The 22,943-nt window shown below is 53.7% G+C and carries 16 protein-coding genes and 2 tRNA genes; 16 read left to right on the top strand and 2 right to left on the bottom strand.

Going from position 1 to position 22,943, the window contains the following annotated elements:
• Positions 1 to 8 precede the first annotated feature (8 nt).
• A complete protein-coding gene (gene queF, locus M6D89_RS07560) occupies positions 9 to 836 on the top strand; it encodes an NADPH-dependent 7-cyano-7-deazaguanine reductase QueF (RefSeq protein WP_253967408.1) in 828 nt (275 codons plus the stop codon).
• Here queF and M6D89_RS07555 read toward each other — a convergent pair.
• The gene (locus tag M6D89_RS07555; protein ID WP_253967407.1) at positions 826 to 2,202 is read right to left on the bottom strand and encodes an adenylate/guanylate cyclase domain-containing protein; all 1,377 of its coding nucleotides are present in this window, start codon (positions 2,200 to 2,202) and stop codon (positions 826 to 828) included. The genes queF and M6D89_RS07555 overlap by 11 nt on opposite strands.
• Before the next feature lie 201 nt (positions 2,203 to 2,403).
• On the opposite strand from M6D89_RS07555, the gene M6D89_RS07550 reads away from it, so the two are divergent.
• From M6D89_RS07550 to ggt, 4 genes are all read left to right on the top strand, one after another.
• Positions 2,404 to 2,961 (top strand): nitroreductase family protein, encoded by a 558-nt coding sequence (locus tag M6D89_RS07550; protein ID WP_253967406.1) that lies wholly within the window; start codon positions 2,404 to 2,406, stop codon positions 2,959 to 2,961.
• Between the two features lie 123 nt (positions 2,962 to 3,084).
• A tRNA-Ser gene (locus tag M6D89_RS07545) sits at positions 3,085 to 3,172 on the top strand.
• Positions 3,173 to 3,562: 390 nt separating this feature from the next.
• Positions 3,563 to 3,639 (top strand) — tRNA-Arg (locus M6D89_RS07540).
• Positions 3,640 to 4,216: 577 nt separating this feature from the next.
• Positions 4,217 to 5,902: a gamma-glutamyltransferase gene (gene ggt / locus M6D89_RS07535; protein WP_253967405.1), complete on the top strand. Its 1,686-nt coding sequence runs from the start codon at positions 4,217 to 4,219 to the stop codon at positions 5,900 to 5,902.
• Here the strand turns inward: ggt and M6D89_RS07530 are convergent.
• Positions 5,856 to 6,845 carry a tRNA dihydrouridine synthase gene (locus tag M6D89_RS07530; protein ID WP_253967404.1) on the bottom strand — a complete coding sequence of 330 codons (990 nt, stop codon included), beginning with the start codon at positions 6,843 to 6,845 and terminating at the stop codon, positions 5,856 to 5,858. The two genes, ggt and M6D89_RS07530, sit on opposite strands and share 47 nt — an antisense overlap.
• A 274-nt stretch (positions 6,846 to 7,119) precedes the next feature.
• On the opposite strand from M6D89_RS07530, the gene M6D89_RS07525 reads away from it, so the two are divergent.
• From M6D89_RS07525 to M6D89_RS07475, 11 genes are all read left to right on the top strand, one after another.
• On the top strand, positions 7,120 to 7,368 hold the full coding sequence (locus M6D89_RS07525) for an OadG family protein (protein ID WP_253967403.1): 249 nt from the start codon (positions 7,120 to 7,122) through the stop codon (positions 7,366 to 7,368).
• Positions 7,369 to 7,425: 57 nt separating this feature from the next.
• Positions 7,426 to 9,210: a sodium-extruding oxaloacetate decarboxylase subunit alpha gene (gene oadA / locus M6D89_RS07520; RefSeq protein WP_253967402.1), complete on the top strand. Its 1,785-nt coding sequence runs from the start codon at positions 7,426 to 7,428 to the stop codon at positions 9,208 to 9,210.
• Between the two features lie 25 nt (positions 9,211 to 9,235).
• On the top strand, positions 9,236 to 10,546 hold the full coding sequence (locus M6D89_RS07515) for a sodium ion-translocating decarboxylase subunit beta (protein ID WP_253967401.1): 1,311 nt from the start codon (positions 9,236 to 9,238) through the stop codon (positions 10,544 to 10,546).
• Positions 10,547 to 10,624: 78 nt separating this feature from the next.
• The gene (locus tag M6D89_RS07510; RefSeq protein WP_253967400.1) at positions 10,625 to 11,932 is read left to right on the top strand and encodes a DEAD/DEAH box helicase; all 1,308 of its coding nucleotides are present in this window, start codon (positions 10,625 to 10,627) and stop codon (positions 11,930 to 11,932) included.
• Positions 11,933 to 11,942: 10 nt separating this feature from the next.
• Positions 11,943 to 12,710 carry a M90 family metallopeptidase gene (locus tag M6D89_RS07505; RefSeq protein WP_253967399.1) on the top strand — a complete coding sequence of 256 codons (768 nt, stop codon included), beginning with the start codon at positions 11,943 to 11,945 and terminating at the stop codon, positions 12,708 to 12,710.
• A 303-nt stretch (positions 12,711 to 13,013) separates the two neighbouring features.
• Positions 13,014 to 13,817, top strand: coding sequence for a PhoH family protein (locus M6D89_RS07500; RefSeq protein WP_253967398.1), 804 nt, complete (start codon positions 13,014 to 13,016; stop codon positions 13,815 to 13,817).
• A 512-nt stretch (positions 13,818 to 14,329) separates the two neighbouring features.
• Positions 14,330 to 16,084, top strand: a complete 1,755-nt coding sequence (locus M6D89_RS07495) for a TolC family outer membrane protein (protein WP_253967397.1) — start codon at positions 14,330 to 14,332, stop codon at positions 16,082 to 16,084.
• A gap of 60 nt (positions 16,085 to 16,144) precedes the next feature.
• On the top strand, positions 16,145 to 18,301 hold the full coding sequence (locus M6D89_RS07490; protein WP_253967396.1) for a type I secretion system permease/ATPase: 2,157 nt from the start codon (positions 16,145 to 16,147) through the stop codon (positions 18,299 to 18,301).
• Positions 18,301 to 19,719 carry an HlyD family type I secretion periplasmic adaptor subunit gene (locus M6D89_RS07485; RefSeq protein ID WP_253967395.1) on the top strand — a complete coding sequence of 473 codons (1,419 nt, stop codon included), beginning with the start codon at positions 18,301 to 18,303 and terminating at the stop codon, positions 19,717 to 19,719. Before M6D89_RS07490 ends, M6D89_RS07485 begins: the two co-directional genes overlap by 1 nt.
• Entirely contained in the window at positions 19,719 to 20,315 is a 597-nt protein-coding gene (locus tag M6D89_RS07480; protein WP_253967394.1) for a response regulator transcription factor, read from the top strand. Before M6D89_RS07485 ends, M6D89_RS07480 begins: the two co-directional genes overlap by 1 nt.
• Before the next feature lie 52 nt (positions 20,316 to 20,367).
• Positions 20,368 to 22,943, top strand: a 2,576-nt coding sequence (locus tag M6D89_RS07475; RefSeq protein WP_253967393.1) for an Ig-like domain-containing protein, incomplete at its 3' end; no start/stop codon positions are given.

Below are 22,943 nucleotides of genomic sequence, written 5' to 3'. Positions count from 1 at the left end.
GTATCTGTATGGCGACTATCAGCAATAGCCCTCTGGGTAAAACCTCTGCCTATGTGTCGGAGTATGACGCGTCGCTGTTGTTTCCTATCGCCCGCGCCGACTCGCGCTCGCTTTTAGGCTTGTCGGGCGATGCGCTTCCCTTTATGGGTGAGGACGTCTGGACCGGCTACGAGCTATCTTGGTTAAACCCCAAAGGCTTGCCCCAGGTGGCTTTGCTAGAGTTCGTGCTGCCCTGTCAGAGCCCTCATATCGTCGAATCTAAATCTATTAAGTTGTATTTAAACTCGTTTAATCAGACGCGATTTGAATCGCGGGCAGAGGTGGAGGCGCTGATCGCGCGGGATTTATCCGCCGCCGCCGGTGCTCGGGTGGATGTTCGGGTGTTTTCGTTAGGCTCGGGGTTCGCGGTGAGCGCCGGGGTTTTCAGTGCGGCCCAAAGCCTGGATGAGCAAGAGATTGAGGTGAGTCAGTACCAGCCGAATTCGAGCTTGTTAACTCTGCGCAGTGAGCAAGAGGTCAGCCGCAGCTGGAAGAGTGATCTGTTAAAGTCCAATTGCCCGGTAACGGGGCAGCCTGATTGGGCCAGTGTTTGGGTTCGCTATACCGGCGCCGAGATTGATCCTGCGGGTTTGCTGCGCTATATCGTCTCGTTCCGCGAGCATCAGGACTTTCACGAGCACTGTGTCGAGCGCATCTACTGCGACTTGATGGCCCGCTGCAGGCCCCAAAAACTTGAGGTTTACGCACGCTACACGCGGCGCGGTGGCTTGGATATTAACCCCTATCGCAGTAGCGAGGCGGGTAGTGCGCCCCGGGTAAGACTGGTTAGACAATAATTTTGTCGTTGAGCTTGTCGGCGGCTTTTTTCAGGGCGGTGATTACCCGATCTTTATCGTAATTTTTGACCTTATCCAGGTCCAGGTACATTGAGAAGCCTTCGGTGCGGTCTTCGAAGTAGGTTTGGTTGCGCCCCATATCTTTGCGAAGCCCGGCCACCTGATAAACCTTCACCGGGGCGCTAAAGCCCTTAACGGTAATTTCCCCTTTATCGCGGCACAGTACCGAGTCTTTCACCAGCGACCAGGTTTCGTGGGAAATTAAAATTTCGTCCGGGTCGGCCGCTGATTCCAGGCGGCTGGCCAGGTTCACGTGGGTTCCGAGAACGGTGTAGTCCAGATGGCTTGAGGTGCCAAAGGTGCCCACGGTGCAAAAGCCGGTATTGATGCCCATGCGAATCTGCAAAGGTTTTTTAATGCCCTGGTTCCACCATTCTAGCTGAAGTGATTTCATGCGTTTTTTCATGGCAATGGCCATGTGCACGCAGCGCAGGCAGTCATCTTTCACCCCTTTGCTGGTGCTATCACCAAACAGCACCATAACCGCATCGCCCATGAATTTATCGATAGTGCCGCCAAAATGGGCGACGATTTTGGTCATTTCGGTCAGGTACTGGTTGAGAAGCTCGGTGAGAGCTTCCGCCTCCATTTCTTCTGACAGCTGACTGAAGTCTTTAATATCGGAAAAGAATACGGTGATCTTTTTGCGTTCGGCCTGCAGGGTTTCGTCGCGCCCTTGGTTGACTGCTTGCCATACAGCGGGGGCTAAATAGCGAGATAGCTTGTAGGCACGAATCTTATGCCACTTTTGCTCGTTGAGTAATTTCTCGCTGTTTAGCTTTAAACGGTGAAAGCGCTGATGCATATAAAGCGCATAAGCCAAAAAATAGGTCAGAATACCGATAAGGCTGACCGCACTGATTTGAAAGCTGCTGTTAAAAATCAGTTGTGGCTTGTGGACCAGCAAGCTTAAGCCCACGCCACAGGCCAGCGCGGTGTTGTCTTCCAGCCAGCGCCGCAAACCACCGTGGAGCAGAGCGTTGAATTGAATCATCGCCAAGAACAAGATGCTGGGTAGCAGAGAAAAGTTAATCAGGTTGAGGATAATGCCGATAATGGCCGCATCGGCGTAGGAGAACCAGCGCTGCGCTTTGATTTGGGTTTCGCCTTCCTGGCGGTTGGTGTAGGCGTAGCTGCCGTAGGCATAGCCGAGTAAAAAAACAATGGCTGCGATATAAACCCAATTAACGGCTTTCCAGTCCATCATCGCTGCCAGAGTGCCGCCAGTGGCAAAACACATTAGGGTGCGAAAATAGTACTGTTGTAAGTTCGAATTAAACGCTTTTGAGTTATCGGCTGTCATCATTGTCGTTCTGGGCCTGGTAGTACCGCGTCCGGCTGAATCCGGTGCAACATCTTATATAGTACTGCCTATAGTCGTCTATGTCAGGTTCGGCACTAAAGAACACTTCGCTATAGGCTATTCGAAAATAGACGCTCTTAGCTATAACCCAGCCTCTTCTAGCTGTTAAACTTGTCGCCTGATTATGACCTAAGTGGAAAAATTATGGATGCTATTGCCGCACTAACTCAGCGTGCCTCGGTTGCCAAGCTGCAGGCTCCGGGACCCACCGATGAGCAGCTGAAGATACTGTTAAACGCGGCTGTGCGAGCGGCTGATCATGGATTAATTCGCCCCTGGCGCTTTGTGCGAATCGAAGGGGAGGGGCGAGAAAGGCTGGGACAAGTATTTATTCGCGCCGGTGAGAAGGATAAGCCCGATCTGGGGCAACCCCAGCGCGAAAAACTGGGCAAGATGCCCTTGCGCGCACCCTGCCTGCTGCTGGTGATCGCCCGTGTGCAGGATCATCCCAAGGTGCCCGCCCAAGAGCAAATCATCTCCGCAGGCGCGGCGGCCCAGAATATTATTAACGCCGCCTTCGCTCTGGGCTTAGGGGCCATGTGGCGCACCGGCGACATGGCCTACCATCCCGAAGTTCGCAGCGCGCTGGGGCTTGCCGAAAGCGAAGAGCTGGTGGGCTATTTATATTTGGGAACGCCAGTGAATAAAATTCCCGCGCCCAAGCCCCTCGCGACTGAACCATTGTTGCAAGACTGGCCCTAAACTCGTTGCGTTTACACAAGCGTTTGTGTAGGATTGCGACCCTCTTAAATCAGGGCAAACTTGATGTAAGAGGTGCTAGCGGTATTTCGATAAACGTCAGTTTGTCGTGTTACCCAAGCTGATGGTGAGGTGGCCGAGTGGTCGAAGGCGCACGCCTGGAAAGTGTGTAACGGGCAACCGTTCGAGGGTTCGAATCCCTCCCTCACCGCCATATATAGAAACCGCCGTAGGTAGAATTACCTCCGGCGGTTTTTTATTGCGCAAAAGGTTGTGCGGGAGGCGTTCGAGCCCGAAAGAGGGTTCGACCATTTGCCGGGAGCAAATGGCACCGCCGGAGGCGCCCGAAGGGTGGCGCACATGGATGTGCGCCAGTTAATCCCTCCCTCACCACCCTACATAAAGAACCGCCGAAGGTTAAACACCCTCGACGGATTATGTCAGCCGGGTAAGTTGCGTATAAATTGTTCGTCTTGTGCGACTGCTCAACAAGTTGTTTGCCTGTTGATCTCCCGGGCAAAAGAGATTAAAAAAAGTGGCATTTTTTTACAGAAGTGCTTGACGGCCTGGGGTTAAAACCCTACTATACGCGCCTCCTAACGACGCACTCGTAGCTCAGCTGGATAGAGTACTCGGCTACGAACCGAGCGGTCGGAGGTTCGAATCCTCCCGAGTGCGCCATATAAAGAAAAGCTCAACCGTAAGGTTGGGCTTTTTTTATGCCTGTAGGGGAGCTAGAGGTCGCGCCATGCAATTCTCCCGAGTACGCTATAAATATCAGAAAAATTTTAATCGTTAGATCGGTTGTTGGTGTGCTGGGGGCAGACGCTATCTGCGTAAATCAATTGATATTTATAAGTAGTGTTTGATCGATAAATATTCTTGCCTGACAAATTGGGAGGGTCGATCACTAAGCGTACAAAAGTGCGTTATAATAGCGACTACCAAAGCAAACAATAATAAAAAGCTCACCCTAAACCGGTGGGCTTTTTTTGTTTGTGAAAAAGCTAAGTGGTAGAGGTATTTATGGGCAAGGTTAAGCAGTACTTGTTATTCTCGGTTATCAGTTTTCGCGTGGTGCGCCGCGGCAAGCTGAGCGCATTTATGGGCTTAGAGGGTGTGCGCGGCAACCATTTTTGGGTTTAAATGATCTGGCCCCTGTCTCGTGTTTGGCGTTAAAAGCCCTCGCTGTCGGCGGGGGCTTTTTGGTATTGGCCATTTGTTACTCTGGACTTTTGGGGGCAAGGTGGGAGAAAACATGAAGGTTTTTGGATCGACCTTAATAGCGCTGTGGCTGGCATTGGGGCTGAATGCTTACGGGGCAATGGAGGGTTATGCCCGGGTCAGTGCTGACGGTAAAGTGGCCGTGGCTACTGTGCAGCCCCGGGCCACCGAGGCCGCCATGCAGGTTCTGGAAAAGGGGGGTAATGCGGTGGATGCCGCTGTGGCAGCGGCCCTGGCACTGGGGGTTGTGGATGGCCATAACTCGGGAATCGGAGGTGGTTGCTTCGCCATAGTTCGCTGGGCCGATGGCTCGGTAGAGGCGCTAGATGGCCGTGAAATGGCGCCCGCAAAGGCGTCGCGGGCGATGTATGTGCGTGATGGCGAAGTGGTGAAGTCGCTCAGTCGCACCGGAGCTTTGGCCTCTGGCGTACCGGGATCGGTAGCCGTCTACGATTATATGCTCAAAAAAGGCGGCGCGTTAGAGCGTGCAAAAGTATATCAGCCTGCGATTGATCTGGCGGAGCAGGGGTTTGCCATTGATGCGATTTATGCCGAGCGCTTGGCGCGCCACCGAGAGGTACTGGCCGGTTTTTCGGGTTCAGCTAAGGTATTGCTTAGCCCTCAAGGTGAGCCCTGGCCTGCAGGCCATAAACTGATACAAAAAGATTTGGCGCAAACCTACCGCCAGCTTGCCAAGCAGGGAGCGGACTACTTTTATCGCGGAGACTTTGCTCGGGCGGTTGAGAAGTGGATGAATGACAATGGCGGTATGATCGACGCCAAGGATTTTGCCGCCTATCAGATGCACCGCCGCGAGCCAGTGCGCAGCGATTATCGCGGTTATGAAATTGTCGGCTTCGGTCCCCCCAGTTCGGGCGGGGTGCACGTGGCCGAGATTCTCAATACCCTCAAGCCCTTTGATTTGCGTAAGCTGGATAACGTCAGTCGCTATCACCTGATCGCCGAGGCGATGAAACTCGCTTTTGCCGACCGTGCCTACTGGTTGGGGGACCCGGCTTTTGTGGATGTTCCCAAAGGTTTGATCAGCGAGCGCTATGCGCGCGAGCGGGCCAAGCTAATCAGTCTTAAAAAGACTCTCGCGGATACCGGGCATGGCACCCCGGCCAATGCCGAGGTGGATTTATTTGATAAGCACACCACTCATATCGCCACCGCCGACAGCGAGGGCAATTGGGTGGCTATTACCACCACGGTCAATACCGATTTTGGCTCTAAGGTGGTTATTCCCGGTACGGGTGTGGTGATGAATAATCAGATGGATGACTTTGTTGCCCGGCCCGGCGTGCCCAATATTTACGGGTTGGTCGGCAGCGAGGCCAATGCCATTGCGCCGGGTAAGCGCCCCCTGTCGAGTATGAGTCCCACTTTAGTGCTGCGTGAGGGCAAGCCGGTTATGACGTTGGGGGCGGCCGGTGGGCCCACCATCATCACCCAGGTTGTGCAGGGTATTATTAACCATATCGATTTGGGGTTGCCCCTGTACGAGGCCTTGGCGACCCCCAGAATTCATCACCAATGGCGCCCTAATGCTTTGTACCTGGAAAAGAGTGCGGCAGAATCGTTGCGCAAGGGATTGGCTGAGTTGGGGCATGAAATGAAAACCCTGGGCCCCTACGGCTCGACCCAGGCGATTGAGTGGCGCGATGGGCAGTTTACGGCAGTGTCAGAGCCGCGTCTGGAGCAGCGCAATCACCGCTAAGTTGGCGTACAAAAGCTTGCTCTAGCGCATCCGGGTCGCGTTCGCGCTTAATGGCTTCAAAAAATGCTTTTGCTTGCGGGTAGTGGAATTGCAGGTACATCAGCCACTGCTTAATACGGTTGCCTGCGTGCTTGAGCGGATAAATGGGGAAGCTGGTGCGATAGTAATCGTGCAGAAGTTCGCAGGCCTCAAGCCAGCTCATGGCGCGATAGCTCTCACCGCGCAAATGGGCTTTAATCTGCAGGGGTAGGTCAGGGCAGGCCAGCAGACCGCGCCCCAGCATAACGTCATCGCAGCCTGACTGTGTGCGGCAGTTCAGGTAGTCGGCCACCGACCAGATTTCCCCGTTGGCAATAACCGGGATGCTCAGGCGCTGTTTGATGCGTCCTATATAGTCCCAGTAGGCGGGAGGTTTGTAGCCGTCCACCTTGGAGCGCGCGTGCACTACTAGCTCGTCGGCGCCGCCCTCCTGGCAGGCCATGGCATTTTCCAGATAGCTGGAGCGATCGGCGAAGCCCAGGCGAATTTTGGCACTGACGGGAATGTCGTCGGGCACAGCCTGGCGCACTGCCTCGACAATAGCGAACACCCGGCTGGGGGTTTGCAGTAGGCAGGCTCCACCATCGCTTTTGTTAACGGTTTTGGCTGGGCAGCCAAAGTTGAGGTCGATTGATAGAGCCCCCGCTCGCACGGCCCGCCTGGCATTCTCGGCCACAGGATCCGGCTGGCCGCCCAGCAGTTGCAATTTGACGGGGGTTCGCGCGGGCGTCCGGCAGCCGTTTTCCAGTTCGGGACAGATGCGGCGAAATACCCGGCGCGGCAAGGGCTGGTCCACCACCCGGACAAACTCGGTTACGCACTGGTCAATGCCGCCCACCTGAGTGAGCATATCGCGAACTAAATAATCGACGACCCCTTCCATCGGGGCTAAATGAATGCGCATAGGGGAGTTGTTTGCCGAGCTTGGTTAATGGGGCGGCATTTTACACGAGAATGTGCTCGATGCTAGGTGTGCCAAATATTGCAGTAAAGTGGCGCTTATTTGGGGTGAAAGTCGGATAATTTCGCTAAAATTACCCCTAAAGCTCCCCCGTGGCAAAGTGTGCTTATGCGCTTGTCTTGTAAGTTTATGAAAGATAAGAGAAAATGCACGGCCGTTTTTCGCGGGCAGTTGGGCGCTGGTGCCCGGCTGCTTAACTTTGCAGAAGGTAGTCGCTATGCAAGAAACACTGTTGCAGCAGGGCATGGACCTGATGATTTATGGCATGGGAACCGTTCTCGTGTTCCTTACCGTACTGGTCATTGCTACAGGCATTATGTCCCGCCTGATGCTTCGCTACTTTCCCGATCCGGTTGTTATCGAGCCGAAGAAGAAAGAGCGTCCGAGCAGCGGCGCTCAGGTGGAGCCGCGTATTCAAAAGGTGATTGAACAGGCCCTTCGCCAACACCGACAATCGCATAAGTGATAGCGCACTGCGCTCTATGTACAAGTTTAAGACAGATTAATTTGGGGTAGAAACGCCATGAGCGAGGCTAAAAAACCACTGGGTATTACCGACGTGGTTCTGCGCGATGCGCACCAGTCATTATTTGCCACCCGCATGCGTCTGGATGACATGCTGCCAATTGCCGAAAAGCTGGATTCCGTAGGCTTTTGGTCCCTCGAAACATGGGGCGGCGCCACCTTTGACAGTTGTATCCGCTATTTGGGGGAAGACCCCTGGCACCGCATTCGCGAGCTGAAAAAGGCCATGCCCAAAACGCAAATGCAAATGCTGCTGCGTGGGCAAAACCTGCTGGGCTATCGTCACTATGCCGACGATGTGGTGGAAAAATTTGTCGAGCGCGCTGCTACCAACGGTGTCGATGTGTTCCGCGTATTCGATGCCATGAACGATATGCGCAATATCGAAGCGGCGCTAAAGGCGGTTAAAAACCAGGGCAAACACGCTCAAGGGACCATCGCCTACACCCTGAGCCCGGTACATACATTGGAAGGCTGGGTCGAACAGGGTAAGCGCATCGAAGACATGGGCGCCGACTCCATTGCCATTAAAGACATGGCCGGCTTGCTCAAGCCCTATGTGGGTTACGAGCTGGTTAAGCGCTTAAAAGAAAGCTGTTCTATCCCCATTCATATGCAAAGCCATGCCACCACCGGCCTGGCTCACGCCACTAACCTCAAGTGCGTGGAAGCGGGTATCGACAATGTCGACACCGCTATCTCCTCTATGTCCATGACCTACGGCCACAGTCCCACCGAGACCCTGGTGGCGAGCTTGGAAGGTACCGATCGCGATACCGGCTTGGACATTCACCTGCTGGAAGATATCGCCGGCTACTTCCGCGAAGTGCGGAAAAAGTACGCCCAGTTTGAGGGTGCGTTGAAAGGCGTAGATTCACGCATTCTGGTAGCCCAGGTGCCGGGCGGCATGCTGACCAATATGGAAAATCAGCTGCGCGAGCAAAATGCCACCGACAAACTGGACGATGTGCTGGCCGAGATACCCCGCGTGCGTGAAGATTTGGGGTATATCCCTTTGGTAACCCCCACCTCGCAAATTGTGGGCTCGCAAGCGGTTATGAACGTATTAACCGGTGAGCGCTATAAAACCATTACCCGCGAGACCGAAGGCGTGTTAAAGGGCGAGTATGGCTCGGCCCCGGCGGAGGTGAATAAAGAGTTGCAGCAGCGGGTATTGGGCGATAAAGACCCGATTACCTGTCGCCCGGCCGATTTGATTGAGCCGGAGTTTAGCAAGCTGACCGACGAGCTGCTGGCCGAGGCCAAAGACAAGGGCATCAGCCTGACCGAGGGCGAGGGCCAGGTGGATGATGTTCTTACTTACGCACTCTTTCCCCAGGTTGGCCTGAAGTTTCTGCAAAATCGCGGCAACCCGGATGCTTTTGAGCCGGCGCCGACCGGCAAAGAAGGCTCTGTGCCCACCACCGACGGTGGCGATGAGATCTACACCGTAGAGGTGGAAGGTAAAAAATACACGGTGACTGTCAACAATGGCGGCGACATTACCGGTCTGGCTCCGGTCGGTGGTTCGGGTGCTTCGCCTGCCGCAGCGCCCGCGGGCGGTGGTTCTGGTGAACCGGTTCCCGCGCCCCTGGGCGGCACTATTGTGCGTTTGGCGGTGCAGCCCGGCGACCTGGTTGCCGAGGGCGATACCCTGCTGACCCTGGAAGCTATGAAAATGGAATCCGAAGTCAGTGCGCCCCGCGCCGGCACCGTGGCTTCCATTAACGTACAGGCGGGCGACGCAGTGGCCGCCGGCGATAACCTTCTGAGCATCAGCTAACGGCCTGAGGATTTGAGAGAAGACTATGCAGAATTTCTTACGTCTTTGGCACGACTCGGGCCTGTATCATATGGATATGGGCCAGGCCTTTATGATGCTTATCGGGTTGGGCCTGTTGTTCCTTGCGATTCGCAAAGGTTTTGAGCCCCTATTGCTGGTACCCATCGGTTTTGGCTGTATTTTGGCCAATATACCCGGCGGCGGCCTGGCAATGTCTGCAGTGGAAAACGCCTTTTACTCCGGTTACCCCGAGGTGGTGGGCCCGTTGGCGCAATTGCTGGGCGAACAGGCCGATGCCGGTATCAAAGCGCTAACCGCCGCCTATAACCAGGCTCCCGCTGCGGTTCAGGCCGACGCTTACCGCCTGGCCACCGATTTGGGGTACGCCAACGGCATGCTGTACAACTTTTACAGCGTGGCCATTGGCAGTGGTGTTGCTCCGCTGGTGATCTTTATGGGTGTGGGTGCCATGACCGACTTTGGCCCCTTGCTCGCCAACCCCAAAACTCTGTTTTTGGGGGCCGCCGCGCAGTTTGGTATTTTTGCCACAGTGATGGGCGCTGTGGGCCTGTCGGTGACCGGGGTGATTGATTTTTCCATCGCCGATGCCGCCGCCATCGGGATTATCGGCGGCGCCGATGGTCCAACCGCCATCTACGTGGCCAGCATTCTCTCGCCGGAGCTGCTGGGTGCGATTGCCGTTGCGGCCTATTCATACATGGCGCTGGTGCCTATGATTCAGCCGCCGATCATGCGTCTTTTGACCACCCAGGAAGAGCGCGTGATTCGCATGGAGCAACTGCGCGTAGTATCGCGCCGGGAAAAAATCGTATTCCCGCTGATTCTGCTGATTCTGGTGGCGTTGATTCTACCCAGTGCCGCGCCCCTGCTGGGCATGTTCTGCTTCGGTAACCTGATGCGCGAATGTGGTGTGGTAGAGCGCTTGAGCGATACGGCGCAGAATGCACTGATCAATATCACCACGATTTTCTTGGGCCTGTCGGTGGGTTCCAAGTTGGCGGCCGACAAATTCCTGGACCCCAAAACCTTGGGCATTCTGATTTTGGGGATTGTCGCCTTTGCAATCGGTACCGCCATGGGGGTATTGACCGCCAAGTTTATGAATATGTTCGTCAAACAAAAGATCAATCCGCTGATTGGCTCGGCTGGGGTATCGGCGGTGCCAATGGCGGCCCGGGTTTCCAACAAAGTCGGTCTGGAAGCCAACCCGCAAAACTACCTGCTGATGCACGCTATGGGCCCCAATGTGGCCGGTGTGATTGGCTCGGCCGTGGCGGCGGGGGTAATGATTTCGATTGTCTCGTCTTTGACGTAAAGCCTTAAGCAACGGTTTAATGTTGTCACAATCCCGCGCCACACCCTGAGTGTGGCGCTTTTTTATGTGGTCTTAAAAATGTCCGAGTTAACCTCATTTGCCGGTATTGAGTACGCGCCTCTGTTAGCGGCTCTGTCCTCCAGACGAATTATCGAGCCTACTCCCGTGCAACAGGCAGCGATTGAGCCGGTTTTGGACGGGGCTGATGTTTTGGTGAGCGCCCCCACGGGGTCGGGCAAGACTCTGGCGTTTGTGCTGCCTGTGTTGGAGCTTTTACAGGCTCGCAAGGCGAAGAAACAGGTACGGGCTTTGGTGCTAACCCCGACGCGAGAGTTGGCGCGTCAGATTGTGGGCGAGGCGCGCAAACTCTGCGAGCAAGATCAGGTGAATGTGGTGGCGGTTACGGGTGGCGATCACAAGCAGACCCAGAGTCAGTACATGCAGGCGGCGGACTTTCTGGTGGCGACCCCCGGTCGTCTGGCCGAGTATGTGGCCAAGGGCGAGGTGGACTTATCGGGGCTGGAGTTTCTGGTGGTCGACGAGGCCGATCGTACCTTGGACATGGGCTTTTCCGAGGCGCTGACCCAAATTGCCTTGGCCTGTAATCCCGAGCGGCAAACCTTAATTTATTCGGCTACGGTTCGCGGTCGGCAAGTGTTGGATTTTATCCAGGTTATTACCAACCCTGAGACGTTAGAGACTGTCACCATTGAGTCTCAGTCGGATCAGCGCGAGCAGCGCAAGGTGCTGGTGGATGATCCGGACCATGTTGCCCGTCTACTCCCGGCGTTATTGCAACAAGTGGAATACCGGCAGGCGATTGTCTTCGTCAACAAAAAGGAGCGAGCCCAAACCCTCGCCGGCGTCTTGCAGTCAGCTGGCTTTGACGTGGCTTTGTTGCATGGCGATATTGATGCCCGTCGGCGCAAGCTCACACTGCAGGCGTTTAATCAGGGCAGAGCTAAGGTGCTGCTCAGTACTGATCTGGCCGCGCGTGGATTGGATATCCCCGCTGTGGAACTGGTGGTGAATGCCGAGTTGCCCTTTAATGTCCCCAGTTTTATTCATCGCGCCGGACGCACCGCGCGCGCGGGGCGCGAGGGCACGGTCGTATCGCTGGTATCGGCTCATACCTGGGACTTAATGGCGAGTATTGAGCAACACCTGGGTGCGCCGGCCAAGTTGATGACTGTGCCTGGATTCGAGGCTCACTACAAAGGCCCCAAAAAAGTAAAATCCAGCGGTAAGGCCGCCGGTGGCCAGGGCGCTAAGGCAGCCAAAAAGAAAAAAAGCGCTAAAAAAGCCGATAAGCCTAAGCTAAAAAAACGCGCGCGCGACCAGAAAAACCTCGGCAAGCGGCGCAAACCTGCACCGTCAAATAAATAAGGAGTAGCCCGTGCTGCAATGGTACAAGCGCTGGAAGCGCAAGCGGATCATCCGCCAGAACCCGATTGACCCCCGCGATTGGCAGCAAGTGCTATCTCAGTTGCCGGTGTTAAAAGGCTTGAGCGATGCGGAATTGCATAAACTGCGCGAGTTGGCGATTGTGTTTATGCACGAGAAAGATTTTATCGGCATTAAGGGGCAGGTGCTGACTGGCAACATGGCGCTGTTGATCGCCCTGCAGGCGTGTTTACCTATTTTGCACTTGGGTATTGATTGGTATCGGGGTTGGTCGTCGGTTCTGGTGTATCCGGCCGCCTTTCGCGCCAAGCGTACCCAGGTCGATCAATATGGTATTGCCCATGAGGTCGAGCACGACTTGCTGGGCGAGGCCTGGAGTCACGGCGGGGTGGTGTTGGCCTGGGACGATACCGCAGATGCGGGCGTTATCGATGGCCACAACCTGGTGATTCACGAATTCGTACATAAGCTGGATATGTTAAATGGCGCCGCCGATGGCTTCTTTCCTCTACCGCCGGAGATGTCGGGCCGAGACTGGACCGCAAGCTTTAGCCAGGCTTTTGATGATTTAACCGCTAAGCTCTCGCGGGGCGAGACCAGTGCGATTGACCGCTACGCCGCCACCAATGCCGCCGAATTTGTCGCTGTGACCTCGGAGGTGTTTTTTGAGTTGCCAGTGCGTCTGCGGGCCGAATATCCCGACGTCTATCGCAACTATGTCAGCTTTTATCGCCAGGACCCCTCAAAACGCCTCAATTAGGGGCTTGCTCGGTGCGTTTATTTAGGGCGTATGACACTAACAATAAAACTTTATGACATTTGTTGGTGCCTTTTTTCGCGCTGTTGTTGTTTTGCTAAAAAACCGTTGACCAACACAATAAATGGGGCTTAGTATGGATTTCGAGGGCATATATTGTGTTTTTAATGTCCGGATAATCCATGCATCCAACCAAAGGAGTGATTTTTCTTCGCGTAATCTGGCAAGGCTCGTCGCGGGGCACAGACAGTTTTACATCACACGCGATGCGCCACTGTTAACTTTGCACCGAAAGGGACAAATTCCATGGCGAAAAGATCTCACGCACGACGCAACAACCACTACGATCTGGATGACAACGGCTTCAAGGCCAACAAGGCTCGGGGAAAATCGGGCCGCAAACAGCGACGGGAAGACGGCAACATCGTCGAAATGAAATCCCCCTCCCGCCAACTCGAAACTGCCTACGCCCCCCAGCGTGCCAACCAACCTCTCCGACCACAAACCTCCGCCCAGCAGCAATACATCGACGCAATCAAATCTCACAACCTAACCTTTGGTATTGGTCCTGCCGGTACCGGTAAAAGCTATTGCGCTGGAGCGCTGGCCGCCGAGGCCTTAGAGTCGGGGCGTATCGAACGTATTATCCTTACCCGTCCGGCCGTCGAGGCAGGTGAGCAGTTAGGCTTCTTGCCGGGTGCCCTGGATGAGAAGTTCTCGGTCTATATTGACGCGTTTCGGGATATTCTTAACGAGCGCCTGGGCGCGGGCACAGTCGATTACTGTTTGCGTCACGGCCGTATTGTGGCAGCGCCGCTGGCGTTTATGCGGGGTAAAACCTTTAATAATCGCACTTTCGTGGTGTTGGATGAGGCGCAGAATACCTCCATCGCGCAAATGAAGATGTTTTTGACGCGCATCGGCGAGGACTGCAAGGTAGTAATTAACGGCGATGTTGAGCAAAGCGATATCCGCGGCCCCAACGGCTTATCGGACGCGATTGAAAAGCTCAGTGACCTCCAATCGGTGTTTGTACACCGCTTCGAGCGGGATGACATTGTCCGCAGCGGCTTAGTGCGGGATATTATTGACCGTTATGAGCTAAATTAAGCCTTCCTTTCTGCCCCATCTCTGATGGGGCATTATTATTTCCTATTAGGGTTTCTGTGGCGTGTAATTGCACGTAATTTGCACTTATGTAGTAGTTTGGTAATATCAATTCGTATATTATGATTTTAAGCTTATAAGGCGGCGCTGTTTTCCGACCCAATCCTTCTAACGATTAATCTGGCACCACGATTGTCGGGTTAGTGGGTGGTGTGTGGATGCGCCGCCGTGAATTGAGGTTCGTGGGAGCCCTTAAAAGTCGGGTTTCCTCACGGGTTCGCCCGTTTTAAGAGGGATCAATAAGCAGATTCGGACGATCTGTTTACCCACTGAATCAAAAGTTCAGGTAGGGCAGTCGCGGTCAAACTGCAGGTGTCTGAGCGCAAATGAAATCCAGAGTGCTACATTTATAATGCAATACTATTATCAAAAGAGATCGTTAACGAGGGAAATTCAACATGCTCTTTTCTATATCGCGACTTAAAGGGACGTTTGCTGTCTGTCTCTGTACCGCTGTGGCCAGTGTTACAGTTTTACAGGCTTCGGCTCAAGAGGCTTCAACTAATGACTATGATGGGGTATTGGCATACGCCTATGAAAACCCTTACAGCAGCCGCGATGCGGTTATCAAGGCGCTGGATACTAACCCGGTAGTTCGGGAAGCGTTGCACTCCTTCCAAGCGGCTGATCACAACGTTGGCACTGCTCGGGGGGGGTATTTCCCGTCGGTCGATTTGTCAGCTGGCACTGGCAAAATGGAGCGCGACTATGACGACCGAGACGATTATACGACCAATCGCGCCGAAATTTCTGTGACACAGTTGTTGTTTAATGGTTTTCGCACCATGGGACAGGTCTCAGAGCTGGACGACACTCGCCAGGTGAGATACCTGGAGTTCCTAAATACTGTTAACGAGACAGCGCTTGAGTCTTTTACCATTGCCGAGCATCTGGTGCGCTATCGCAAATTGCTTGACTTGGCTCGCTCCAACTACCAAGAACATCTGGATGTTCAAACCCAAATTCAAGACCGCGTCGATCAGGGCGTAGGGCGTCGCGCCGACTTGGACCAGGTGCAGGCGCGGGTTGCGTTAGCCGAATCCAACTTAATTACCGAGGCGGCTAATTTGCATGATGTAACGGCCAAATATCTGCGTTTAGTGGGCGAACTGCCTCCAGAATACCTGGTGCCTGTCAGTCTGACCGATGAGCCTTTGCCGCCGTCGATTAAAGAGGTGCTCTACAGCGCTTATCAGGGTAATCCTGGTTTCCATGCGGCGATTAAAAATATCTCGGCGGCCCAGTCAGCGGTTACAGTTGAGCGTTCGAACTACTATCCCAAGCTTGAATTGCGCGCTCGTTATGGCACTGAGCAAAACCTGGGGGTATTCGATGATCGCTATGACCCGGACGATTTCGGTGATGAAGCGGCGGTAGAGCTGGCTCTTACCTACAACCTGTTTCGCGGCGGCAGTGATCGCGCGGCGGTAAAGCGCTCGCTTGCCGAAGTCTCATCGGCGAAAGATCAGCGTGATCAGGCCTGTATCAACCTGCGTCAGACGGCCCAAATTGCCTATAACGACACGGTGCAGTTGAATGAGCAGCTGGTATCACTGCGCGAACATCGCGATGCCAGTAACCGAGTGCGAGCCGCCTATAACGAGCAGTTTCAGATTGGCCAGCGTACCTTGTTGGACTTGCTGGACGCGGAGAATGAGTACTTTCAATCCAGTCGCGCGTTGGTTAACGGTGAGCATGATTTAAACATTGCTTACGCCGAGGTGTTAGAGTCAACGGGCGAGTTGCTCCAGAGCTTAGACATTGTCGACGAAGCCATGCCGCTTAATAGCGAGTTGGACGAAGACTTGGCCAGTATCTCGGTGGAACCTTCTGCTGCTTGCCCGGCTATCTCGCCAAGCGAGGGATACAATGCCAATCTGACCACCGAAGTGGTGAGTATGGAGATGGCCGATCTGTTTGCGTCTGGTAGCAGTGTTTTGTCAGATTCGGGCAAAATGCGGTTGGACGAATTTTTAGCCGACTTCCAAGTGGGCGGCTCGGTATCTGATGCTTGGGTGTCTTATAGTTTGTCCCCATCGTCATCGGCGGTTAATCAATCTTTGGCGAATGCCCGCGCGGCGGCGGTTAAAGATTATCTGCTGCTCAATGGCATTGAAGTCGCAAAAGTAAAGCAACCTTTACCGGGAGATCGTCGTATACAGCCGGCTACCGATTTGATGGAAATCGAAGTAAGGTTTATCGGTCAGTAAAGCTTTTGTGATTGGCGCCGCGGCTTATGCTCCGCGGCGCGTTAAGGAATTTACGCGTTTATGAGTGATGTTTCAGGCGAAAGCCTGGGTGCCTCAGGCCGGGGCGGACCGCTTTTGGCTTGCTTAGTGGCACTGGCCAAAGCCCATGGTATTAATGCTTCCGCTACCACACTGTTGGCGGGATTACCGCTCCAGCACGAGCAGTTAACGCCTTCTCTGCTACCCCGCGCAGCCTCCAGGGCGGGTTTGAGTTGTCAGTTGCTGGGGCGTCCGCTCGATAGGCTCAATACGGCATTGCTGCCCGCCATTTTACTGTTGGAAAATAATACGGCCTGCTTATTGTTGTCGCTGGATGCCGAGTCAGGTACGGCTCAGGTGGTGTACCCAGAACTGACCCAATCACCGGTGGAAGAATCTATCGAGTCGCTTGAGGCTGACTACACCGGGCGAGTTATCTATTGCCGCCCCAAGGTCAAGTTCTCATCGCGCAACGCCGATATTCATAAAACGCCTCAGGGCCACTGGTTTTGGGCGGTGATTAAAGAGCATCGCAAGTTGTACCGCGATGTATTGTTCGCCGCTTTTATGATTAACCTGTTTGCTTTGGCAATGCCTTTGTTCGTGATGAATGTTTACGATCGGGTAGTGCCCAACTTTGCTATTGAAACCCTGTGGGTCTTGGCCGCTGGCGTGGGATTGGTACTCTGTGCAGATTTCGCCATGAAAATGGTGCGCGCCTGGTTTGTGGATTTAGCGGCCAGCCGGATTGATATCACCTTGTCGGCGAATATTATGTCGCGGGTATTGGGCATGCGAATGACCGAAAAGCCGACCTCGGTGGGGTCGTTTGCAGCAGGTCTGCAGGCCTTTGAGTCGGTGCGAGCTTTTATCGGCTCAAGCACAATTATCGCCTTTGTCGATTTACCCTTTGTTATCGTATTTTCCCTCGTCATTGGTCTGCTTACGTCCTGGTGGCTTGTCGTTCCCATTGCCATTGGTGTTCTCTTCTGTCTATTGTATGCCGCTAGCGTACAGGCAAAAATGCACGAGCTTTCTTTGTCCAGTATGGAGGCCAGCGCCTATCGCAACGCGGTACTGGTGGAAAGTTTGGATGGCCTGGAATCGTTAAAGTCTTTAAGTGCCGAGGGCAAAATGCAGCATTTGTGGGAGCGAGCCACGGTCTATCTGTCTCGCACTACAACGAAAATGCGCATTCTCTCGGGGTCGGTCACATCCGGTGCGCTCTGGGCGCAACAGCTGGTCGCGGTCTCTATTATTATCGTCGGCGTTTATCTCATTACCGAGGGCGAGCTGACTCAGGGTGGTTTGATTGCCGCGTATATGTTGTCTTCACGGATTATGGCGCCGGTGGGGCAGAGCGCTGCGCTGATGATGCAGTACCATCAGGCCGCCACGGCCCTTGAGAGTGTCGATATGGTGATGAACAAGCCCATTGAGCGCCCTCCTGAGGCCCAGTGGATTAGCCTGCCCAGCATTGAGGGGCGGGTTGAGTTCAATAAAGTGTCTTTTCGTTACCCTAACGATGAGCGCGACGTATTGCGCGATGTGTCATTTGTTTTGCAACCGGGTGAGCGTGTTGCCATTTTGGGGCGCAATGGTTCAGGGAAAACCACGATTGAAAAAATCATTGCCGGGCTTTACTCGCCTACCTCTGGCAGTGTGTTGATCGACAATATCGAGCAGGGGCAAATCGATCCGGCCCAGTTGCGACACAACATCGGTTATGTCCCGCAAGATACCCATTTGTTTTTGGGAACACTGCGCGACAATATTACCATGGGTGACCCTAATGCCAGTGACGAGCGACTGATGGAGGCGATCAATATCAGTGGTCTGGGGGAGTTTATCAATAACCACCCACAGGGTTTGGCTATGCCGGTGGGAGAGCGCGGTTCGTTACTGTCCGGCGGGCAGCGTCAAAGTGTTGCGGTAGCACGCGCACTGGTTAACGATCCGTCAATTTTATTGCTGGATGAGCCCTCAGGGGCCATGGACCATACCAGCGAAGAGTCCTTGAAAAAACGCCTGGCCGAATACAGTCAGGGACGAACTATGTTGGTCATTACACACCGCACATCATTACTGACTTTAGTGGATCGCATAATTGTTTTGGATGCGGGAAAAATTGTCGCTGATGGCCCCAAAGAAAAAGTGGTAGAAGCGCTCAAGCAGGGCCGAATCGGGAGAGCGAGCTGATGAGCGCCACTTCCGAACAAAAGCGTTTTAACTTTATCGGTCGCTCGATTAGGCGATTGGGGCAGCCCTTTAGTCGATTGGTGGATCGGGTATGGGCCAAGTGGATGTCTCCCACCGGCGATCACTCGAACGATTGGATCGAGGATGCCGATTGGGCGCAGGTTCAGCAGGCGCCGGTGCGCGCTCGCGGTTTACTGTATGGCATGTTGCTGGTCATTGTTGCGCTTATTGTCTGGGCGGCCTTTGCCGAAATTGATGAGGTTGCGCGCGGCCAGGGTAAAGTCATTCCCTCCAGGCAAACTCAAATTGTGCAATCGTTTGACGGCGGCGTGGTGCAGGAGATTTTGGTCGAAGAGGGGCAGGTGGTAGAGGAAGGCGCCGTGCTTATGCGTATCGACTCCACGCGATTTTTATCGTCGCTGCGCGAAAATCAGGCGCAATATTTATCTTTGCGGGCAAAGTCCGCGCGTTTGAACGCTTTGGTCAGCGGCGAGCCCCTAAAAATACCGCAAGAGGTGTTGGAGGCTGAGCCCGCACTGGTGGAGAACGAGCAGACGCTATTTCAATCCAATCTGGAGGAGTTGCAGCAACAGCTGTCTCAGGCGCAAGCGCAATTGGCGCAACGCCAGCAAGAGTTGAGAGAAATTGAGGCGCGCTTGGTTCAGTTTGAGCGCGATTACGAGCTTTCATCTCGCGAGCTTGAAGTGACTCGGCCCTTGTTGGGCAGCGGAGCTATTTCCGAGGTGGAAATTATTCGCCTGGAGCGTGATGTCGCTAATACCCAGGGCGAAATTAACCAAGCCCGTGCCCAGCGCGAGCGAATCTTAGCAGCTATCAGCGAGGCGGAAAATAAAATTCAGCAGGTTACTCTGGCCGCTAAAAATGAATGGCGGGTGGAGCTATCGGAAGTTTTGGCTAAGCTTTCCACCTTGTCAGAGACCAGTACCGGCTTGGCGGATAAGCTAAAGTATGCCGATATTCGCGCGCCAGTGCGCGGTACGGTTCAGCGTTTGTTTATTAATACTGAAGGTGGCGTGGTACAGCCTGGCAGTGAAGTGTTAGAAATGACGCCCTTGGACGATCAGTTATTAATTGAAGCGAAAATTCCCCCTAAAGACATTGCGTTTTTGCGTCCTGGGCAAGAGGCAATGGTGAAATTTACCGCTTACGATTTTACCGTTTACGGCGGTCTTGACGGCGAACTGGAGCACATCAGCGCCGATACCATTACCGATGAAGATGATCAGACTTACTATCTTGTGCGAGTGAGGACCAAAGAGGCCGGCTTTGACCAAGCGCTGCCCATTATTCCCGGTATGACGGCGCAAGTAGATATTTTAACGGGTAAGAAAACCATTCTTTCGTACCTACTCAAACCTATTTTACGAGCTAAGCAGAACGCGCTAACAGAACGATAATGCATTCGCTATTTATCACTACATCTGCCATTCACTCGGCGCGTTGGACGGCGGGCTTCACCGATGCCAAGGTTTATACCAATGCCGAGCCCGGCAGCATTGCTGTCAACACCGATACTCTCGTTTGGTTGGTGTTAGATGGTCCATGGCGCGAGCACTTGACCCTAACCAGTAATCTGGGTGCGAAGGTAGTCGCTTTAACCTTAAACGAATCCGCCAGCGAAGCGCGCCAGTTGATTTCCTTGGGCGCGCGCGGTTATGTCCATGCGATGGCCGCGCCAGAGTTGCTGTTTAAGGTAAAAACGGCGGTCGAGTACGATGGTTTATGGCTGGGACGCGAACTCATGCAGCAGCTGGTAGCTCCCGCCAAACCCGTGCCAGCGCCCTTGCCGGATGTTAGTAATTTAAGCAATCGTGAACGCGTCGTCGCCGAGCTAGTGGCTCAGGGATTCAGTAATAAAGAAGTGGCGCGTCAATTAGATATTACCGAACGCACCGTTAAAGCGCACCTGGGGGCGTGCTTTGAAAAGCTCCAGGTAAGAGATCGGGTTCAGTTAACCGTTTATTTGCGTCCTCTTATTCGCGCTCAGCAGTAAAACCTATTAAGATATTGGTTACGGAAAAAACGGTAACCAAGGTGAGGTAGGTATGCCAGCGGAAGGAATTCAGGCGGAAATTAAGCAGCTTGATGGTAAGGCTTGGTTTCGCACGGGAGACGGGCGTGTCATCGTATTGCAATCCGAACAACTTTTAACAGAGCCGGGGCGGATTGTTCTCGATCGCAATGCGATCTTAAATGTTGACTTTGGCGACGGCATTGGCCGGGAGTTCGGAGGCCCAGGTAATGTTCATCTGGTCTGGGCAGATTCGAACGAGGATTCTGATGACGCTCCGCGTATTTTGGATTTGGCCGGTGTCCCCTTAATTGCCCGCAGTACCTCGGATAATTCTCCCGAGAACGATGAACAAGTTTCCTCTGATGGCGCACATTACCTTGTTGTTCTAAAGCGGGTGGGTGAAGATCTTGACGGTTTCCGCCCGTCAGTGTCGATACAAATGCTGGATTCCAGTTACCTCACCCAGCAGGCAAGTCATTACTTTAATGAGACGCCGGACCCGGATCCCGATCCAGACCCTGATCCAGATCCAGATCCAGACCCCGATCCTGACCCCGATCCAGATCCTATCATTCCCAACCGTCCCCCAGAGACAGAAGATTTATATTTCACTATCCCGGAAGATACTTCCATCGATAGTGATATCCCGGGCTTTGATCCCGATCGCGAGCCCTTGACCTATGAGTTACTGACTCAGCCTGAACACGGTTCCGTAAGTCTCGACCCGGCTACTGGCGCTTTTGTCTATACGCCGGATGAAGACTATCACGGCCCGGATCAGTTTCAGGTCAGTGTCAGTGATGGTCGCCAGACAGTTACCCAGACGACCTATATCGATGTCACCCCGGTAAACGATCCCCCGGTTGCTCAGGATTTATATCTCACTACGCCTGAGGATACGCCTATTCCCGGTGGTATTACCGCCGGTGATCTTGACGGCGATACGCTCACCTACACTGTGATCGATGCCCCGGATCATGGCAGTGTTAGTTTTGATAACACCACCGGCAGCTTTGATTATCAACCGGGTCCGGATTATGTTGGGCAAGATCAGTTTACCGTGTTGGTAGATGACGGTAATGGCGGCACGGCCGAGGCTGTGGTTTATATTGACGTTACCCCCGTTAACGACCCGCCGGTGACCCAGGATTTATATCTGACCACACCCGAGGATACACCGGTTCCTGGGAGGATCACCGCTAGTGATATTGACGGCGATACTCTCAGTTTCTCAATTACCGAGCCTGCGGAGTTTGGTGAGGTAGAATTTAATTCGGACACTGGTCAGTTTACTTACCAGCCTGGCCCGGATTACGTGGGAGAAGATGAGTTTACCGTAGAAGTAGACGATGGCAATGGCGGAACTGCCATTGCACATGTGTATATTACCGTTACTCCTGAATCAGACCCTGCAGTTATCACTGGCGACGACCTTGGTGATGTTACCGAGGATGACAGTGATCCAGAGTTAACTGATAGTGGCAAGCTTGACGTGGTAGATCCAGATGCTGGGGAAGCGGCTTTTGACCCTAATTCTATCGAAAGCGTGAGTGATAACCTGGGTAGCTTGAGCTTGGATGAAAATGGTCAGTGGCAGTACACCATTGCCAATGCTGAAACCCAGTATCTGGCCGTTGACGAGCAGCGTGTCGAGATTTTCTCAGTTGCAACTGTTGATGGAACAAGGGCACAAGTCACGGTAACGATTACCGGGGTCAACGATGCGCCGATTATAACCGTAGAACAGGGAGATTCAGATTCGGCTGAGCTGACCGAAACTAACGATCCTCTTTTAGCCAGTGGCACTCTCTCTGCCTCTGATGTCGATGTCACCGACGCCGACGAGGCGAGTGTTAATGGTGTCAGTATTACCGGCCAGTCGGGCACTTTTAGTGTGGCGGCTATTTTGGCGATGTTCTCGGTGGACGCTGGTGAAGTTATCGCAGGTGGTGAGACCGAAGGCACCATCAACTGGTCGTTTGACAGCGGTATTGAAACCTTCGACTACTTGGAAGAAGGGCACCAATTAATTCTGGATTACACCGTGGTGGTCACAGACTCACAGGGAGCCACTGGTGAGCATGTGGTGACTATTACAATTAATGGTACCAACGATGGCGCAGTGATTACCGGTGGGGATGAAGGCACGGTTATCGAAGATACCGCTGATCCGGTTTTGACTTACGATGGCCAGTTAACAGGCTTTGATCTGGATGAAAATGAAACCGCCATTGACGACACAATTGCCCCAGAGCCCGAAGGCGAGGTCTTGGGTAATCTTGATATCAATGCGAGCGGCGCCTGGACCTACGAGGTTCTCAATGCCGATGTGCAATACCTGGCAAGAGATGAAGTCAGGCAGGAGCACTTCTGGGTTACTACTGTTGACGGAACTCGCCACATTATAAGCGTAGACATCATAGGCACCAATGATGCTCCGGTGATTTCGCTGGATACAACTAATGGCGATAGCGACAGTGCATCGCTTACCGAGAGCAATACCGAGCTTACCGCCACTGGCACCTTATCAGTTAGCGATATCGATGTGATAGATCAGGTTGCCCCGCAGGTGATTGCGGTGAGCGAAAGCCTAAGCACAGGGCTGGA

Origin of the sequence: Gilvimarinus xylanilyticus, from assembly GCF_024195295.1 — a bacterium.
Taxonomy (GTDB): domain Bacteria; phylum Pseudomonadota; class Gammaproteobacteria; order Pseudomonadales; family Cellvibrionaceae; genus Gilvimarinus; species Gilvimarinus xylanilyticus.
Note: the sequence above shows the minus strand (reverse complement) of the source record. Positions and strands in the feature narration are given on the sequence as shown.

Coding starts and splice junctions, on each gene's coding strand:
- M6D89_RS07525 (WP_253967403.1), top strand. CDS start 7,120: ATGCAAGAAACACTGTTGCAGCAGGGCATGGACCTGATGATTTATGGC.
- M6D89_RS07555 (WP_253967407.1), bottom strand. CDS start 2,202: ATGATGACAGCCGATAACTCAAAAGCGTTTAATTCGAACTTACAACAG.
- M6D89_RS07515 (WP_253967401.1), top strand. CDS start 9,236: ATGCAGAATTTCTTACGTCTTTGGCACGACTCGGGCCTGTATCATATG.
- M6D89_RS07510 (WP_253967400.1), top strand. CDS start 10,625: ATGTCCGAGTTAACCTCATTTGCCGGTATTGAGTACGCGCCTCTGTTA.
- M6D89_RS07485 (WP_253967395.1), top strand. CDS start 18,301: ATGAGCGCCACTTCCGAACAAAAGCGTTTTAACTTTATCGGTCGCTCG.
- M6D89_RS07480 (WP_253967394.1), top strand. CDS start 19,719: ATGCATTCGCTATTTATCACTACATCTGCCATTCACTCGGCGCGTTGG.
- M6D89_RS07490 (WP_253967396.1), top strand. CDS start 16,145: ATGAGTGATGTTTCAGGCGAAAGCCTGGGTGCCTCAGGCCGGGGCGGA.
- oadA (WP_253967402.1), top strand. CDS start 7,426: ATGAGCGAGGCTAAAAAACCACTGGGTATTACCGACGTGGTTCTGCGC.
- M6D89_RS07500 (WP_253967398.1), top strand. CDS start 13,014: ATGGCGAAAAGATCTCACGCACGACGCAACAACCACTACGATCTGGAT.
- M6D89_RS07530 (WP_253967404.1), bottom strand. CDS start 6,845: ATGCGCATTCATTTAGCCCCGATGGAAGGGGTCGTCGATTATTTAGTT.
- queF (WP_253967408.1), top strand. CDS start 9: ATGGCGACTATCAGCAATAGCCCTCTGGGTAAAACCTCTGCCTATGTG.
- M6D89_RS07550 (WP_253967406.1), top strand. CDS start 2,404: ATGGATGCTATTGCCGCACTAACTCAGCGTGCCTCGGTTGCCAAGCTG.
- ggt (WP_253967405.1), top strand. CDS start 4,217: ATGAAGGTTTTTGGATCGACCTTAATAGCGCTGTGGCTGGCATTGGGG.